This window comes from Streptomyces sp. NPDC002809, from assembly GCF_040295435.1.
GTDB lineage: Bacteria > Actinomycetota > Actinomycetes > Streptomycetales > Streptomycetaceae > Streptomyces.
On record NZ_JBEOVJ010000021.1, the window covers coordinates 1 to 14191 of the forward strand.

A 14191-nucleotide genomic window follows, 5' to 3' on the forward strand; every position below is an offset into this window, starting at 1 on the left:
CTCGCGCCCCCCCCCCCCCCCCCCGCCTCCCCCCCCGGCGGGGCTGGTGCGGCCCGCGGGCCCCCCCCCCCCCCCCCCCCCCCCCCGCCCCCCCCCCCCCCCCCGACGCAGGGCGGTCCGGATCAGGACGAGAAGAGCATCCGGCCGAAGCTCTTCTGCCGGTAGTGGCCCTGGTGGTGTCCACCGTGGTGCTGCGGGGCGCCCCAGGCGGGCGCGGGGGCGGCCGGATAGGCCTGCTGCGGGGCGGGCGGGGCCTGCTGCGTCCACTGCGCCTCGATGCGGGTCAGGGACTCCAGCTCGCCGTAGTCCAGGAATATCCCCCGGCAGCCGCTGCACTGCTCGATCTGAATGCCGTTGCGGTTGTACGTCTGCATCTGTGCGTGGCACTTGGGACACTGCATCTGCGGGCTCACTCCTCGCCGTCGGTTAGCCGTCGCCGGAATGCATGCCCGGCGGCGGTCGGTTCACCCTACGACGAGTGGTCGGCGGCCAACTCGGGCGGGAGAGCGGCAATTCGGGCACAGGCGTCGATCATCACCTGCTCCACCTCATCCGGAGTCCTTTGCTCCGCCACGGACTTGGCGAGGGCGAGCGCCGCCGTCTGCACGGTCAGGGCGCGGGCCGCGAGGTCCAGCTCGGGCCACGGGTCGCCGTCGGCGCGCACCGCGGGGCCGCCCGCGGTGCGGTAGGCACCCAGGAAGCGGAACCACACCTCGGGGGGCAGCAGCCCTGCCGCGTACCAGGCGGCGGGCCGCGCAAGGTCCCAGGCGGGGTCGCCCGGCCCCGAGTCGTCGACGTCGATCAGCAGCCACGCGCCGTGCGGTGCGGGATGCCGGACGAGCTGGCCCAGGTGCAGATCGCCGTGGCAGAGGCCGTGCGCGCGGTGCGCGGGAGCGGGTGCCTCGTCCCGTACCCAGGGCGGCAGCCCGCGCCAGGCCGCGAGCACGGGGGCGTGGGCCGGATCGCCCGGCCGGGCCGCCCGCATCCGGGCCACGGCGAGCGCGGCCTTCGCCGGCCCCCTCATGGCGGGCATCCCGGGTGGCGTCGCCCTTACGTCCGGTGCGCCGGGGCCGGGTCCGGGCTGAACCGGCACGGGCCGGGTGCGGTGGAGGCGGGCCAGCAGGACGGCCGCCTCCTCCCATGGCGCCGTGTCGGGGTCGTCCGCGTCCACGGGCTCCCCGTACGGCCACAGGGTGACCGGGTGGCCGTGCAGCTCGGTGAGGTACGGCGAGGCGGCGCCGGACAGCGCCGGTCCCGCGGCGGGCCCTACGAGGAGGGGGGCGAGCAGGATGCCGGCCAGGCCGGGGTCGGCGGCCAGACCGAGACGCAGGGACAGCGCGGCTGTGTCCGTACCGGCGGCGTGGGCCTTGGCGACGACGGGGCCGCAGCGGACGACTGTGCCGTCCGCACGGTCCGCGAGGACGGCCGGCGGCGGGCAGGCGCACTCTGGCCCGGAACGGGCGTGGGCCGCTTCATGGGCCAGGGCGCCCAGCGCACGTACGACTGCGGTGGTCACGGACTCCCCCGGTGGCACAGGATCGGCGGGCCCGGCCGGCGCCGCGCCCGCCGCAGAGCGTACGCGGATCGCACCGGCCGACCGGTGCACGGGGGTACGCCTCCGGAGCCGGTCCGGGTCCCCCGTGTCTCAGGGCTCCGGGTCTCTTGCGCCTCAGCTCCGGGTCCCCCGCGGCTCAGGTCTGCAGACCACCGGGCTCCCGCAGCTCAGGTCTGCAGACCACCGGGCTCCCGCAGCTCAGGTCTCGGGACCTCCGGACTCCCACGTCTCAGACCTCCGGACCCACGGCTCCCGGCCACGCGGCAGCACGTGGCCGCACGGCCCCGGACAGCGCGATGTCCGGTCAGCTCCCCAGCTGACCGGACAAACGCTGCCGTCCGCCGCACCCCCGTCCCCACGGGGTTGTTGGCCGGATGTCCCGGTCCGGACCGCTCTCCCGGACCCGGGGCGCCGCTCAGCGCCCCAGCATCACGCCCACGGACGACGCCTGTGTGACCACTGCCTCCCAGCCGCCGAAGACGACTGCCAGCAGGGCCGCCAGGGGAAGAACCATGGCCGTCGCCACCAACGGGTGACGCCTGCCGGACGAAGGGCGGCTGCCGAACGAGGCATAGGCCCTGCGTCCCTGCGTGCGGATCATCGTCCGCGCTGCCGTGTCCGCCATGATTCCTCTCCTGACCTGATGTGGAGCGGCGGGCGTGTGACCTCGGGGGACGAGTGCAACGCCCGCCGCTTGACTTCAACATTAGGGATCCGGGAAGCGGGCGGCGTCATGCCCGCGTACCGAATGCCGGGCCTCCCGGAGGATGAGCCGTGAGCGGTCGGCTACTCCCCTGGGTGGAGACCGGCCTACCCGACGTTGGGGTCATCCCGGAGGGGGCGCTCGGAGTCGTCCTCCCTGGGAACCGGTTGTTCGACCAGGGCGAGCACCCTGGTCGCCATGAAGCGGGCGGTGCGCACCACCGACCCGCTCCGCGTGACTTCACTCACTTCGACCACTCCGCGGCGGACCGCGGTCTCCACCCTGCGCCCTGCCCTGGAGGCCACTACTTCGTAGGTTCGGGTCGTGTCTCCGGCGTCCACGACTATCTCGACTCGATCGCCCTTCATTGATCCAATCCCCCTTCTGCGACGGACCATTGAGATCTCGCACGGGCCGGGGAGCCGGGATCCGCGGCTCCCTGACCACTCCTCAAGTTTCCCACCCGGCACTGACAATCGATTCTCCGGCGAGGGCGCGGCCTCTGAGCGCCCCGGGCGGCGGGTACGTAAGCTGTGCCTCGTCAGGCGGACCAGGCAGCGGGGATGGGCAGACATGGCGATGATGCGGCTCCGGCGCGAGGACCCGCGTGTCGTCGGCTCGTTCAGGCTGCACCGGCGACTCGGGGCGGGCGGCATGGGTGTCGTCTACCTCGGCTCGGACCGGCGGGGCCAGCGGGTGGCGCTGAAGGTGATCCGGCCCGACCTGGCAGAGGATCAGGAGTTCCGCTCACGGTTCGCGCGCGAGGTGTCCGCCGCCCGGCGGATCCGCGGCGGCTGTACGGCACGGCTCGTCGCCGCGGACCTGGAGGCGGACCGCCCGTGGTTCGCGACGCAATACGTTCCGGGGCCCTCGCTGCACGACAAGGTGGCCGAGGAGGGTCCGCTGTCGGCCGCGGAGGTGGCTTCGATCGGGGCCGCGCTCTCCGAGGGTCTGGTGGCGGTGCACGAGGCCGGTGTCGTCCACCGTGACCTGAAGCCGTCGAACATCCTCCTGTCCCCCAAGGGCCCGCGGATCATCGACTTCGGGATCGCCTGGGCGACCGGAGCGTCCACGCTCACGCACGTGGGTACGGCGGTGGGTTCGCCCGGGTTCCTCGCGCCCGAGCAGGTACGGGGCGCGGCGGTGACACCCGCGACGGACGTCTTCTCCCTCGGTGCCACACTGGCGTACGCGGCCATGGCCGACTCGCCTTTCGGGCACGGCAGTTCCGAGGTGATGCTGTACCGCGTGGTGCACGAGGAACCTCAGCTGTACGACGTGCACGACGCGCTCGCTCCGCTGGTGAGCGCCTGTCTGGCGAAGGACCCGGAGGAACGGCCCAGCACGCTGCAACTCTCCATGCGGCTCAAGGAGATCGCGGCGCGGGAGGCACAGGGTCTGCACGAGAGCCGCCCGCCCGCCCAGCGTTCGGCGCAGGAGGCCGACCGGCCGACCGGCCGCCTGGACGGCCCGTACACCGAACAGCAGACGCGTCGCGCACCCGGCCCCGCTCCGGTGTCCCGGCCGCAGAGCCGGCAGGCGGCGGCGCGTCCGGCATCGCCCCGCACCGGGGGTTCGCGGCCCGCACCGCAGCAGCCGCGCAGCACGACACGTTCGGGCAAGAGGCCTCAGGGCGGGGTCGGGACGAACGGCAGGCCAGGCACCCGGCCCGGCACACGCTCGACCTCGACCGGTCGGCGCCCTGCCAATCCGCGGCTGCTGCGACAGCGGTTGGTGGTCTTCGTCGTGGTGACGCTCCTGGTGGCGCTGGGCATCGCGGCGGCTCAGGGGTGCCAGGGGCCGGCCCGTGGTCTCGGCGCTGGTCAGGGCCAAGGACAGATCCAGGCCCAGGCCCAGGCCCAGGGCGAACGGTAGCCGCGAGCCGCGGCCGGCCCGGTGCCACATTGGTGGCGTAAACGACGTGGTGAACGCCCGTCTCGTTCTCCGCGCGGCCGCCGCTCCGGCGCGCACACGGGTCCTGGGCACATGTCCGCGGCGCGGCGTCCGAGCTCGGTGAGCGCCGGGCGTACGCCCTCGGGGGCAGACGCTCCCCTGCCTGCCCAGTGCTCCAGCCCCGGCCTGACCTTCTCGACCACCTCTGTGACCTCTGTGGCCGCCGCCTCGCCCGCCGGGGGTCATGCCCGGCAGGGAGCCCGGACGGCACTCGGCCGCCCCACACCACTGCCGCCGACTCCTTCTCGCCGCCCAGAAGCACGCGGGCCGAACCGGACCAGGGCCACGCGCACCCCGCAACGCCGGAATCAACATCGGCCGCCGTACGGGAACAGACGGTGCCAGGTTGGCGGATGCGGTGGCCTGATCACCTCGGTACGGGCGCTCACCTTCGCCGACGACGCTGCACGGTGACTGCGTCGAGTGGCCAACAGCTCTGGCTGATAGCCGAGTTGGGGTGATGGCGCCAGACGGCGGGGGTCGATGCGGCCATGCTCCGGGCCGCAGGGGCACTGCGGTGTTTCCTGCGAGCCCGGGCCGTCACCCAGGAGCTCGTGGCACGGTCACGGTCCCCGGCTTCCGGGATCAGCCGGAACTCGGCCGGGTGGCGTAGAAGGCGACGGCAGAGGCAGCGGCCACGTTCAGGGAGTCGACACCGGCATCCATCGGGATGCGCACATGCTCGTCGGCGGCCAGCAGCGCCCCGGCCGACAGCCCCTCCCCCTCCGTGCCCAGCATCAGGGCAAGCTTCTCGTGACGGCGGCCGGCGAGCTCGTCGAGAGTGATGGAACTCGACGAGATGGCGAGGGCCGCGAGCACGAAGCCGTCCTTCCGGATGACATCGGCGTCACGCGGCCACGACTCGAACCTGGCGTACGGGACGGCGAGAACAGCCCCCATGGACACCTTCACGGCCCGCCGGTAAAGAGGGTCGGCACAGCGCGGGGTGAGGAATACGGCGTCCACTCCCAGAGCCGCCGCGTTACGGAAGGCCGCACCCAGATTCGCATGATCGACGATGTCCTCGAAGATCGCGATACGACGCTGCCCGGCACGATCCTGTGGGCCCGAGGGCGGCGTCGCGCCGGTGTCCGTGCGGTCGTCGGCGGCCTCCGCGCCGTCCGTGCGACGGATCGTGCGGAGCAGTTCGTCGGCTGTCGGCAGCGGCTTGCGCTGCATGGAGGCGAGGGCCCCGCGATGCACGTGGTAGCCGGTGACACGTTCGGCCAGTTCGGGGCTGACCGCGTAGACGGGCGCCGGAACCTCGTCGATCACGTCACGCATCAGGTCGACCCACTTCGCCGAGAGCAGCATGGACCGCATTTCGTACCCGGCGTGCCTGGCGCGTCTGATCACCTTCTCCCCCTCGGCGATGAAGAGGCCCTCGGCGGGCTCTCGCCTGCGCCGGAGCTCGACGTCGGTCAGACCGATGTAGTCGCTCAGGCGGGGGTCGTCGGGATCGTCGACGGTGATGAGATCAGCCACAGGTTGATACTGCCTTGTCCGGTGTGTGGTGCCAACGGTCTGGAGAAAGATCCGTTACCGATGGTTACTCTGCGGTTCGTACGGCCGCCTCGACGCCGACCGCGACGACGTCGCCGATGACGATGACGGCGGGCGGGCGGACGTCCTCGGCAACGGCCCGCTCGCCGACCGTGGCGAGCGTCGCGTCGACACGGCGCTGGGCGGCCGTGGTCCCTTCCTGGACCAGCGCGACCGGGGTCTCGGGCGACTTGCCGTGGGCGATGAGCGCGCGGGCGATGGCACCGATCTTGTCGACGGCCATCAGGAGCACGAGGGTGCCGCGCAGCCGGGCGAGGGCCTCCCAGTCGACCAGCGAACGCTCGTCGTCGGGGGCCACGTGGCCGCTCACCACGGTGAACTCATGGGCGACACCGCGGTGGGTGACGGGGATGCCGGCGGCTCCGGGGACCGAGATCGAGCTGGAGATGCCCGGGACGACGGTGCACGGAATGCCTTCGGCGGCGAGCGCCTGGGCCTCCTCCATACCGCGCCCGAAGACGAACGGGTCACCGCCCTTGAGCCGGACGACCGCCTTGCCGGCCTTGGCGTGCTCGATCAGTGCGTTGTTGATCGCCTCCTGCGCCATGAAGCGGCCGTACGGGATCTTGGCGGCGTCGATCACCTCTACGTGCGGCGGGAGTTCGTCGAGCAGGTCGCGCGGGCCGAGCCGGTCCGCGATGACGACGTCCGCCTCGGCGAGGAGGCGGCGGCCGCGCACGGTGATCAGGTCCGGGTCGCCGGGTCCGCCGCCGACCAGGGAGACGCCGGAGGCCCGGGTGCGGTGGTGGGGGGCGGCGAGGGTGCCGTCGCGCAGGCCCTCGACGATGGCGTCGCGGACGGCGGCGGAGTGGCGCGGGTCACGGCCGTGCGCGTCGGTGGTCAGTACCGCGATCGTCACGCCCTCGCTGCGGCCGGTGGCGGGGGTCCAGGCGGTGGCGGCGTCCGCGTTGTCGCTGCGGACGCACCACGTGCGGGTGCGCTCGGCCTCGGCGGACGCGGCGTCGTTGGCAGCCGTGTCGTCGGACGCGATGAGGGCGTACCAGGTATCGGCCAGGTCGCCTTCCGCGTACGTGCGGCGCTCCCAGCGGATCTCGCCGGCGTCCGCCATCGCCTCGACGGACGGGGTGGCGACCGGCGACACGAGGACGATTTCGGCGCCGGCCGCGATGAGGGCGGGGAGGCGGCGCTGCGCGACCTGGCCGCCGCCGACGACGACTACGCGGCGCCCGCTCAGGCGCAGTCCGACGGGGTAGGCGGGGTGATCGACGTGCTCGGCCATGGCGGTGCGGGCTCCTCGTGCGATGCGGGGGCTGCGGCCGCTGCGGCGGTGGAGCGGCTGTGACGTGCGGTGTTGTGGGGCGGGGTTTGAGCTGGGGCCACGATACGGGGTGGAGTGTGGCAGGTGGCGGGGTGTGGCAGGTGGTGGGGCATGGCAGGTGGTGGGGCATGGGCACCTGGCGGCGGGCCTGTTCCCCTCCCCCGCCCCTTTCCGTAACCGGGGCCCCGCCCCCGGGCCCCGCGCCGCAAACGCCGACGAGGCTGGAAGTTCACGCCCCGGGCACCATCAAGCCCCTCCGGCGATTGGGGAGCGGGGGGCCCGGGGCAGCGCCCCCGGCCCCCCGCGGCTGCGCTACTTCTCCGTGACGCCTGCCGAGTCGAACGTCGCCACCTCGTGCATCGCACGGGCCGCGCTCTGCACGATCGGCAGCGCCAGCAGCGCGCCCGTGCCCTCGCCGAGGCGGAGGTCGAGGTCGACCAGCGGGCGCAGGCCCAGCTTGTTGAGCGCGGCGACGTGGCCGGGCTCGGCGCTGCGGTGGCCCGCGATGCAGGCGGCCAGGGCCTCCGGCGCGATGGCGCGTGCGACCAGGGCCGCCGCTCCCGCGCTCACGCCGTCGAGGATGACCGGTGTGCGGAGCGAGGCCCCGCCGAGCAGGAACCCGGCCATCGCGGCGTGCTCCAGGCCGCCCACGGCCGCCAGCACTCCGATCGGGTCGGCCGGATCCGGCTGGTGCAGATCGAGGGCGCGGCGCACCACATCGACCTTGCGGGCGTGCATCTCGTCGTTGATACCGGTGCCGCGGCCGGTCACCTCGGCCGGGTCCATCCCCGTGTACACACAGATCAGGGCGGCCGATGCCGTGGTGTTGGCGATGCCCATCTCGCCGGTCAGCAGGCCCTTGTTGCCTGCTGCGACCAGATCGCGGGCGGTCTCGATGCCGACCTCGATCGCGGCCAGGACCTCCTCGCGGGTGAGCGCGGGGCCCGTGGTGAAGTCCGCCGTTCCGGCGCGCACCTTGCGGGGCAGCAGGCCGGGGGTCGCGGGCAGCTCCGAGGCCACGCCGACGTCGACGACGCACACCTCGGCACCGACCTGGGCCGCGAAGGCATTGCAGACCGCGCCGCCGCCGAGGAAGTTGGCGACCATCTGGCCGGTGACCTCCTGCGGCCAGGCCGTGACGCCCTGGGCGTGCACGCCGTGGTCGCCCGCGAAGATCGCGACGGCCGCGGGCTCCGGGATGGGCGGCGGGCACATCCGGGAGAGCCCGGAGAGCTGGGCCGAGATGATCTCCAGCATGCCGAGCGCACCGGCCGGCTTGGTCATCCGCTTCTGGCGCTCCCACGCCTCGCCGAGCGCCTTGGCATCCAGTGGACGGATGCTGGAGATGGTCTCCTGGAGGAGGTCGTGCGGCTCCTCGCCGGGCAGGGCACGGCGGCCGTACGTCTCCTCGTGGACCACCCAGGACAACGGGCGCCGCTTGGACCAGCCCGCCTGCATCAGCTCCGGCTCCTCCGGGAACTCGTCGACATAGCCGACACAGAGGTACGCCACGACTTCGAGGTGCTCGGGAAGGCCCAGGGCACGGACCATCTCACGCTCGTCGAAGAAGCTGACCCAGCCGACGCCGAGGCCTTCGGCACGTGCGGCGAGCCAGAGGTTCTCGACGGCGAGCGCCGAGGAGTACGGGGCCATTTGCGGCTGGGTGTGCCGGCCGAGGGTGTGGCGGCCGCCGCGGGTGGGGTCGGCCGTGACGACGATGTTGACCGGGGTGTCGACGATCGCCTCGATCTTCAGTTCCTTGAACTGCTTCGCCCGCGCCTTGGGGAGCGACTTCGCGTACGCCTCGCGCTGGCGCTGCGCCAGTTCGTGCATGGAGCGGCGGGTCTCGGCAGAACGGATGACGACGAAGTCCCAGGGCTGGGAGTGCCCGACACTGGGCGCCGTGTGGGCGGCCTCCAGGACCCGCAGGAGCACCTCGTGCGGGATGGGGTCGCTGCGGAAGCCGTTGCGGATGTCGCGGCGCTCGCGCATGACCCGGAGTACGGCCTCGCGCTCGGCGTCGTCGTAGCCGGGGGCGGGCGGCGCGGCGACGGGCGCCTCTTCGGCCTCCGGGGCCGGGGCGTCGGAGCCTTCGGGCTCGACGGCCGTTGCGGGAGCGGCGGCCGGGGCGGTCTCCACGGGCTCGGGGGCCGAGGCCACTGGCTCGGGGGCCACGGGCTGCACGGGTTCCGGATGGCTGTCCGTGAGGTCCGGGGTCTCGATGACCTCGGGTCCCGTCTCCGCTTCGGCCACGAACACGGGCTCCGAGGTGGTGGTCCCGAGGACCGCCACCGCTTCCTCGGCCGCATCGGCCGTCCCGGACTCCGCCACTGCGGTCACGGGCTCGACGGCCACCGGCTCGGCCACAGGCGTCGGGGCCAGGTGGGGTGTGGTCGGCAGCGAGCCCGCCACGGGCACGAAGCGACCCAGGGACGCACCGTCGGGTACCGGCTCCACCGGCGGCTGTACGGCTGCCGCGACGTCTGCGGGCACTGCCTCGGCCTGCGCTTCCGCGGCGGGACCGGCCTCGGCAGGCACGGCCGCGGCGAGCGGGGCTTCGACGGCCGGCTCCTCAACGGGCGCGGCCTCAACGGGCGTGGTCTCGGCAGGCACGGCTTCGGCGGCCGGCTCCTCGACGGGTACGGCCTCGACCGGGGCCACGGCCTCGGGCGACGCGACGGCTTCGGCAGGCTCGGCCTCGGCCGGTGCCACGTGCACGGGTGCGGCTTCCGCCACGACCTCGGCCCGAGGGGCCTCCTCGGGCGCCTCGGCCGGCTCCGCGGCCACGACGGTCACGGGCTCGACGGCTACCGGCTCGACGGGCTGTGCGGGCTCCTCCGCCCGCGCCTCGGCCACGGGCGCCTCGGCCACCGCTTCCGCAACGGCCGGCTCCGGGACGACCGTTTCTGCTGCCGTCACCTCCGGCGCCGACGGCTCCGCCTCCACGGCGTCCGGGGCAGCAGCCGCGTCCGCGACCGGCACGGCGGCCTGCTGCGGCGCCTGGGCCGCCCACTGGCCCGCACCCTGCGGCGGGATCTCGCCGAGCTGCGGTCCCGGGAGCGCGGCCACCTCGTCGGCCGGCAGCTCGAAGTACTCGGGTTCGGCGGTGGCCGGACCGGCGTGCCGTGCGGGCGCCTGAACGGCAGCCTGCATCTGGGGCTGGGCCTGCGGCTGCGGCGTACCCGCCGGGCCCCGGTCGGCCAGCGAACGGACCACGCCTCCGGAGGTACCACCGTAGGAGGGGCCGGATTCGGAGGCCGGGCCGCGGTGCAGCGGACGGCGCACGGGCGCCTGGGCCACAGGAACCTGGGCCTGCGCCGGTGCGGGGACGGGCGACGGGATACGCACACCGCCGAGGTCGACATGCCCGGAGTTGCGGCCACCGGACTCGTGGGTTCCCTGGCCGCTCTCGTGGAGCGACTCGGCGCCGGCCCGCTGCACGGCGTACGCCGGGACCTGCTCCTGGAACTGGGCCGGGACCTGCGCCCCGCCGACGCCCTGCGACATGTTCTGCGACTGCGGAACATGGCCGGGCTGGAATCCGCCACCCTGCTCCGTCAGCGGGGCCTGGCCGGTCTGGGGTTCGCTCCAGGCTCCCTGGGGGCTCGGCATCAGCAGGAGGTCGTCGTCCTCGGACGCATGCTCGGAGGGGTCGAGGAAGGTGTAAGCGTCCGGGGCGGGGATGCCCGTCTGCTCCACCATGCCTGCGTTCTCCGGCAGTCCCTCGCCCGGGATCTGGCCGGTGTCACTCATGCGTACCCCTCGCCCATCGTCAGTGCTCCTTCGGCCCTTCGCCCGGGACGCCCGAACACGGCACGCCGGTGCTCGTCCCTTGGGACGAGCGGGCGCGCCGCGCGGCACGAGTCGGTCGCGGACATACTGCATTCTCGCGGCCGTTCGCCGCCGCGGCAGTTCATTTCGCCACGGCTCGCTGTGGACTGCGCCACGTTGCGCGTCCCCCGGTCCTGCCGTACCACAACCGGGGCCAAAACAGTCCCCTTTTCCGGACATTGACGAACGAAGCGACGAACGTCCGGGCGCGGTGCAACGATCGGCCAGCCTACCTCGCACCGCATGCCGACCGGGTCAGGGGGCAAGGTCCGAACGCAGTGCGGAAAGCAGGAAGACGACCGTGCGTTCGCGCTCCGACCATGCGGCCGTGTCGAGTTCGACGGACTGGAGGAGGGAGCAGGCGACCGTATATCCGTTCTCCGTGAGAGCCGCGCCCAGCGCCTCCGCCTCGTCCCGGGTCGACGCGTGCGTCACGATCCGCTCGGGCCTGCGGTCCGCGACGGCGATGACGACCGGGGCGCCGCCGCCGCCGATCCGGACCACGTCGGGCTCGGGCAGCCGTTCCAGCACGTGCGGGGCCCGGCCCTCGACGACCTGGAGCTGGACCCCGAAGGCCCGGGCGGCCGCGGTGGTCCGGGCGCAGGCGTCCGGGTCGCTGTCGACGGCCAGGACCGCCGCACCGAAGCGGGCTGCCTCCACGGCCAGGGCGCCGCTGCCGGAACCGATGTCCCAGAGCAGGTCGCCGGTCCGGGGCCCTAGATGGGCGAGTTGGGCGGCGCGGAGACCGGGCGCCTCGCCCTCGCCGCTCTCGCCCCGGGCGTCCGTCGCGGCGCCCCGGTAGGCGTCGGCGGGCAGCGCCCAGCCTCGTACGCCCTGGGGGTAGGCGGGATGCCGGCCGGCGATCCAGGCGCCTTCGGCCCGCTGCTCGGGGCCTCCGCCGATGACGATGACGACGTTGGGGTCGCGCCAGACGTGGTCGGCGGCGGCGTCCGAGGTGACGACGGTGACCTGTTCGCGGTCGGTGCCGAGTTCCTCGCAGATGACGAAGGTGCGGTGGACGCCTTCGAGCAGGAGGGCGAGCTCGGCGGGTCCCGCACCGGGCGAGGTGAGGACGGCGACCTTGTGGTGGGCGCGGCAGACGTTCACGGCGCGGCGCAGGGTGCGGGGGTGGGCGACGACCGTCTGGGCGTCCTCCCACGGCATGCCGGCGCGGGCGAAGGCGGTGGCGACGGAGGAGACCGCGGGCACCACTTCGACTTCGAGGCCGTGCTCGGGTGCGCGCAGCGTGCGGACGACACCGAAGAATCCGGGGTCCCCGTCGGCGAGGACCACGGCGCTGCCGCGGTGGCCGGCGATCCGGCGGGCCGCGAGGTCGACGGAGCCGAGACGGATCCGCTCCGCGCCGTGGGGGACTTCGGGCAGCGCGAGGTGGTGGGCGGCGCCGGCGACAAGGGTGGCGGCCGAGAGCGCCGCCGTGGCCGCTCTGGTCAGTGGCGAGCCGTCCCAGCCGATCACTGTGACCCGGTCGGCCATCTGTCGTCAGTCTCCTGGAGTTGTCGCAGGTGGGGCTGGTTGCCCTGGGGCGGGCAGGGTGAGGCTACCTGGTCCGGACCAGCGCGGTGCCGGTGCCCCGGGAGTCGGATGCTCTCAGTTCCAGTCGTTGTAGGTGCCGTAGCCACCGGCGTCGGCGAGCTCTTCGGCGACCCCTTCGAGGTCTTCGGGGAGGAGGCCCCAGACGATCAGATCGGTCCTGATGTCGGTCCATCCTCCGTCCTCGGTCTGTGAGCGGGCTATGCGGGCGTTGCGCAGCACTCCCTCGCTGATGCAGCCGAGCTTCTGCGCGACCTGCTGGGAGGCGGTGTTGTCGGCGGCGGTGCGCAGCTCGATGCGCTCGAAGGCCTGGTCGCGGAAGAGCCACTGGGCCAGGGCCAGGACCGACTCGGTGGCGTAGCCCTCGCCGCGCGCCCACGGGGCGGTGATGTAGGCGGCCTCGGTGGCGCGGGTGCGCCAGTCGGTGTTGCGCAGCCGGACCGAGCCGACGAGGCGCTGGGTGAGGAACTCGGTGACGGCGAGCACGATGCCGTCACCCTTGGTCCGCTGCGCGGGGGCGATCCTGCGGACCCAGCGCTCGGCGTCCACCTGGGTGTAGGGGTGGGGTGCCTCGGTCCAGGCGACGACGAGTTCGTCGTTCATCATCTCGATGTACGCGGGGATGTCAGCCATGTCGAACGGGCGCAGCACCAACCGGTCCGTGCTGATGGAGATGTCCGGAAAGGTGGAAGTCATGCGCAGCTCCATGCCGAAGACCGTGTAAAGGCACAGCATGCAGCATCGGGCGGAGCTTGTGCATGGCCGGGTCGGCACGGCGGAGCCCCGCGCACCCGGGCGGGGTGTGCGGGGCTCGTCGGACAAGTGCCGTGCCGGGGTCAGGACTTGGCTGCGGTTCCGAAGGCCGGGATGACCGAGCCCTGGTAGCTGTCCTCGATGAACTTCTTGACCTCGTCGGAGTGGAGGAGCTTCACCAGCTTCTCCACGCGGGCGTCCTTCTCGTTGCCCTTCTTCACGGCGATGATGTTGGCGTACGGGTTGCCGTCGGCCTTCTCCAGCACCAGGGCGTCCTTGGCGGGCTTGAGGTCGGCCTCGATGGCGTAGTTGCCGTTGATGACCGCGGCGTCCACGTCGTTCAGGGCGCGGGGGACGGTTGCGGCCTCCAGCTCCTTGAACTCCAGGCCCTTCTTGTCGGTGATGTCGCTCAGCTTGGCGCTGGTGCCGACGCCGTCCTTGAGGGTGATCAGGCCGTTCTCGGCGAGGAGCTGGAGCGCGCGGCCCTCGTTGGTGGTGTCGTTGGGGACGGCGATGGTCTGGCCGGACTTGATGTCGCCCAGGTCCTTGACCTTCTTGGAGTAGAGGCCGAGGGGCTCCAGGTGGACGGTGCCGACGGAGACCAGGTGGGTGCTGTTCTTCTTGTTGAAGTCGTCCAGGTAGGGCTGGTGCTGGAAGAAGTTGGCGTCGACCTGGCCGGTCTCGGTGGCGGTGTTCGGCAGGACGTAGTCCGTGAACTCCTTGACCTCCAGCTTGAGGCCCGCCTTCTCCGCCAGGTTCTTCTTGACGAAGTCCAGGATGTCGGCGTGCGGCGTCGGGGACGCCGCGACGACGAGGGCCTTGGAGGTGTCGGCGCCGGCGCCGCTCCCGGACTTCGACGCCGGGTCGGAGTCCGTGCCGCAGGCGGTCAGGCCGAAGGCGAGAGCGGCGGTGGCGGCGGCAGCTGCGGTGATCTTGATGTTCTTACGCACGAAGAGTGCCTCTTTCGGTGGTGATGGTGGTGCGCCCGGACAAGGAGTGCGGG

The 14191-nt window shown here is 73.1% G+C and carries 11 protein-coding genes; 1 reads left to right on the forward strand and 10 read right to left on the reverse strand.

Features of this window, described 5'->3' with window-relative positions; all coding sequences use genetic code 11:
- Window positions 1-122: 122 nt before the first annotated feature.
- From ABT025_RS15355 to ABT025_RS15370, 4 genes are all read right to left on the reverse strand, one after another.
- Entirely contained in the window at window positions 123-401 is a 279-nt protein-coding gene (locus tag ABT025_RS15355; protein WP_350994054.1) for a TFIIB-type zinc ribbon-containing protein, read from the reverse strand.
- A gap of 68 nt (window positions 402-469) precedes the next feature.
- The gene (locus ABT025_RS15360; protein ID WP_350994056.1) at window positions 470-1516 is read right to left on the reverse strand and encodes a phosphotransferase; all 1047 of its coding nucleotides are present in this window, start codon (window positions 1514-1516) and stop codon (window positions 470-472) included.
- 454 nt (window positions 1517-1970) lie between these two features.
- Window positions 1971-2180: a hypothetical protein gene (locus tag ABT025_RS15365; RefSeq protein ID WP_350994058.1), complete on the reverse strand. Its 210-nt coding sequence runs from the start codon at window positions 2178-2180 to the stop codon at window positions 1971-1973.
- 185 nt (window positions 2181-2365) lie between these two features.
- Window positions 2366-2626, reverse strand: coding sequence for a DUF8836 family protein (locus tag ABT025_RS15370; RefSeq protein ID WP_350994060.1), 261 nt, complete (start codon window positions 2624-2626; stop codon window positions 2366-2368).
- A gap of 205 nt (window positions 2627-2831) precedes the next feature.
- On the opposite strand from ABT025_RS15370, the gene ABT025_RS15375 reads away from it, so the two are divergent.
- Complete coding sequence (locus tag ABT025_RS15375; RefSeq protein ID WP_350994063.1) at window positions 2832-4133, forward strand: serine/threonine-protein kinase; 1302 nt, start codon at window positions 2832-2834, stop codon at window positions 4131-4133.
- A gap of 663 nt (window positions 4134-4796) precedes the next feature.
- Here the strand turns inward: ABT025_RS15375 and ABT025_RS15380 are convergent.
- The 6 genes from ABT025_RS15380 to ABT025_RS15405 all read right to left on the reverse strand — a co-directional run bounded on the left by ABT025_RS15380 (window position 4797) and on the right by ABT025_RS15405 (window position 14138).
- Entirely contained in the window at window positions 4797-5696 is a 900-nt protein-coding gene (locus ABT025_RS15380) for a TrmH family RNA methyltransferase (protein WP_350994066.1), read from the reverse strand.
- A 64-nt stretch (window positions 5697-5760) separates the two neighbouring features.
- Window positions 5761-7014, reverse strand: a complete 1254-nt coding sequence (gene cobA, locus ABT025_RS15385) for a uroporphyrinogen-III C-methyltransferase (RefSeq protein ID WP_350994068.1) — start codon at window positions 7012-7014, stop codon at window positions 5761-5763.
- Window positions 7015-7365: 351 nt separating this feature from the next.
- The gene (gene cobT, locus ABT025_RS15390; protein ID WP_350994070.1) at window positions 7366-10806 is read right to left on the reverse strand and encodes a nicotinate-nucleotide--dimethylbenzimidazole phosphoribosyltransferase; all 3441 of its coding nucleotides are present in this window, start codon (window positions 10804-10806) and stop codon (window positions 7366-7368) included.
- Window positions 10807-11139: 333 nt separating this feature from the next.
- Window positions 11140-12378: a precorrin-6y C5,15-methyltransferase (decarboxylating) subunit CbiE gene (cbiE, locus tag ABT025_RS15395; RefSeq protein WP_350994072.1), complete on the reverse strand. Its 1239-nt coding sequence runs from the start codon at window positions 12376-12378 to the stop codon at window positions 11140-11142.
- Window positions 12379-12492: 114 nt separating this feature from the next.
- Window positions 12493-13170: a GNAT family N-acetyltransferase gene (locus tag ABT025_RS15400; RefSeq protein WP_350994073.1), complete on the reverse strand. Its 678-nt coding sequence runs from the start codon at window positions 13168-13170 to the stop codon at window positions 12493-12495.
- Window positions 13171-13271: 101 nt separating this feature from the next.
- Window positions 13272-14138, reverse strand: coding sequence for a MetQ/NlpA family ABC transporter substrate-binding protein (locus tag ABT025_RS15405; protein WP_350994074.1), 867 nt, complete (start codon window positions 14136-14138; stop codon window positions 13272-13274).
- Window positions 14139-14191: the final 53 nt, after the last annotated feature.

Bases quoted from the DNA above. Each gene is read 5' to 3' on its own strand.
- ABT025_RS15375 (WP_350994063.1), top strand. From the start codon at position 2,832: ATGGCGATGATGCGGCTCCGGCGCGAGGACCCGCGTGTCGTCGGCTCG.
- ABT025_RS15370 (WP_350994060.1), bottom strand. From the start codon at position 2,626: ATGAAGGGCGATCGAGTCGAGATAGTCGTGGACGCCGGAGACACGACC.
- ABT025_RS15400 (WP_350994073.1), bottom strand. From the start codon at position 13,170: ATGCTGTGCCTTTACACGGTCTTCGGCATGGAGCTGCGCATGACTTCC.
- cbiE (WP_350994072.1), bottom strand. From the start codon at position 12,378: ATGGCCGACCGGGTCACAGTGATCGGCTGGGACGGCTCGCCACTGACC.
- ABT025_RS15365 (WP_350994058.1), bottom strand. From the start codon at position 2,180: ATGGCGGACACGGCAGCGCGGACGATGATCCGCACGCAGGGACGCAGG.
- cobA (WP_350994068.1), bottom strand. From the start codon at position 7,014: ATGGCCGAGCACGTCGATCACCCCGCCTACCCCGTCGGACTGCGCCTG.
- ABT025_RS15355 (WP_350994054.1), bottom strand. From the start codon at position 401: ATGCAGTGTCCCAAGTGCCACGCACAGATGCAGACGTACAACCGCAAC.
- cobT (WP_350994070.1), bottom strand. From the start codon at position 10,806: ATGAGTGACACCGGCCAGATCCCGGGCGAGGGACTGCCGGAGAACGCA.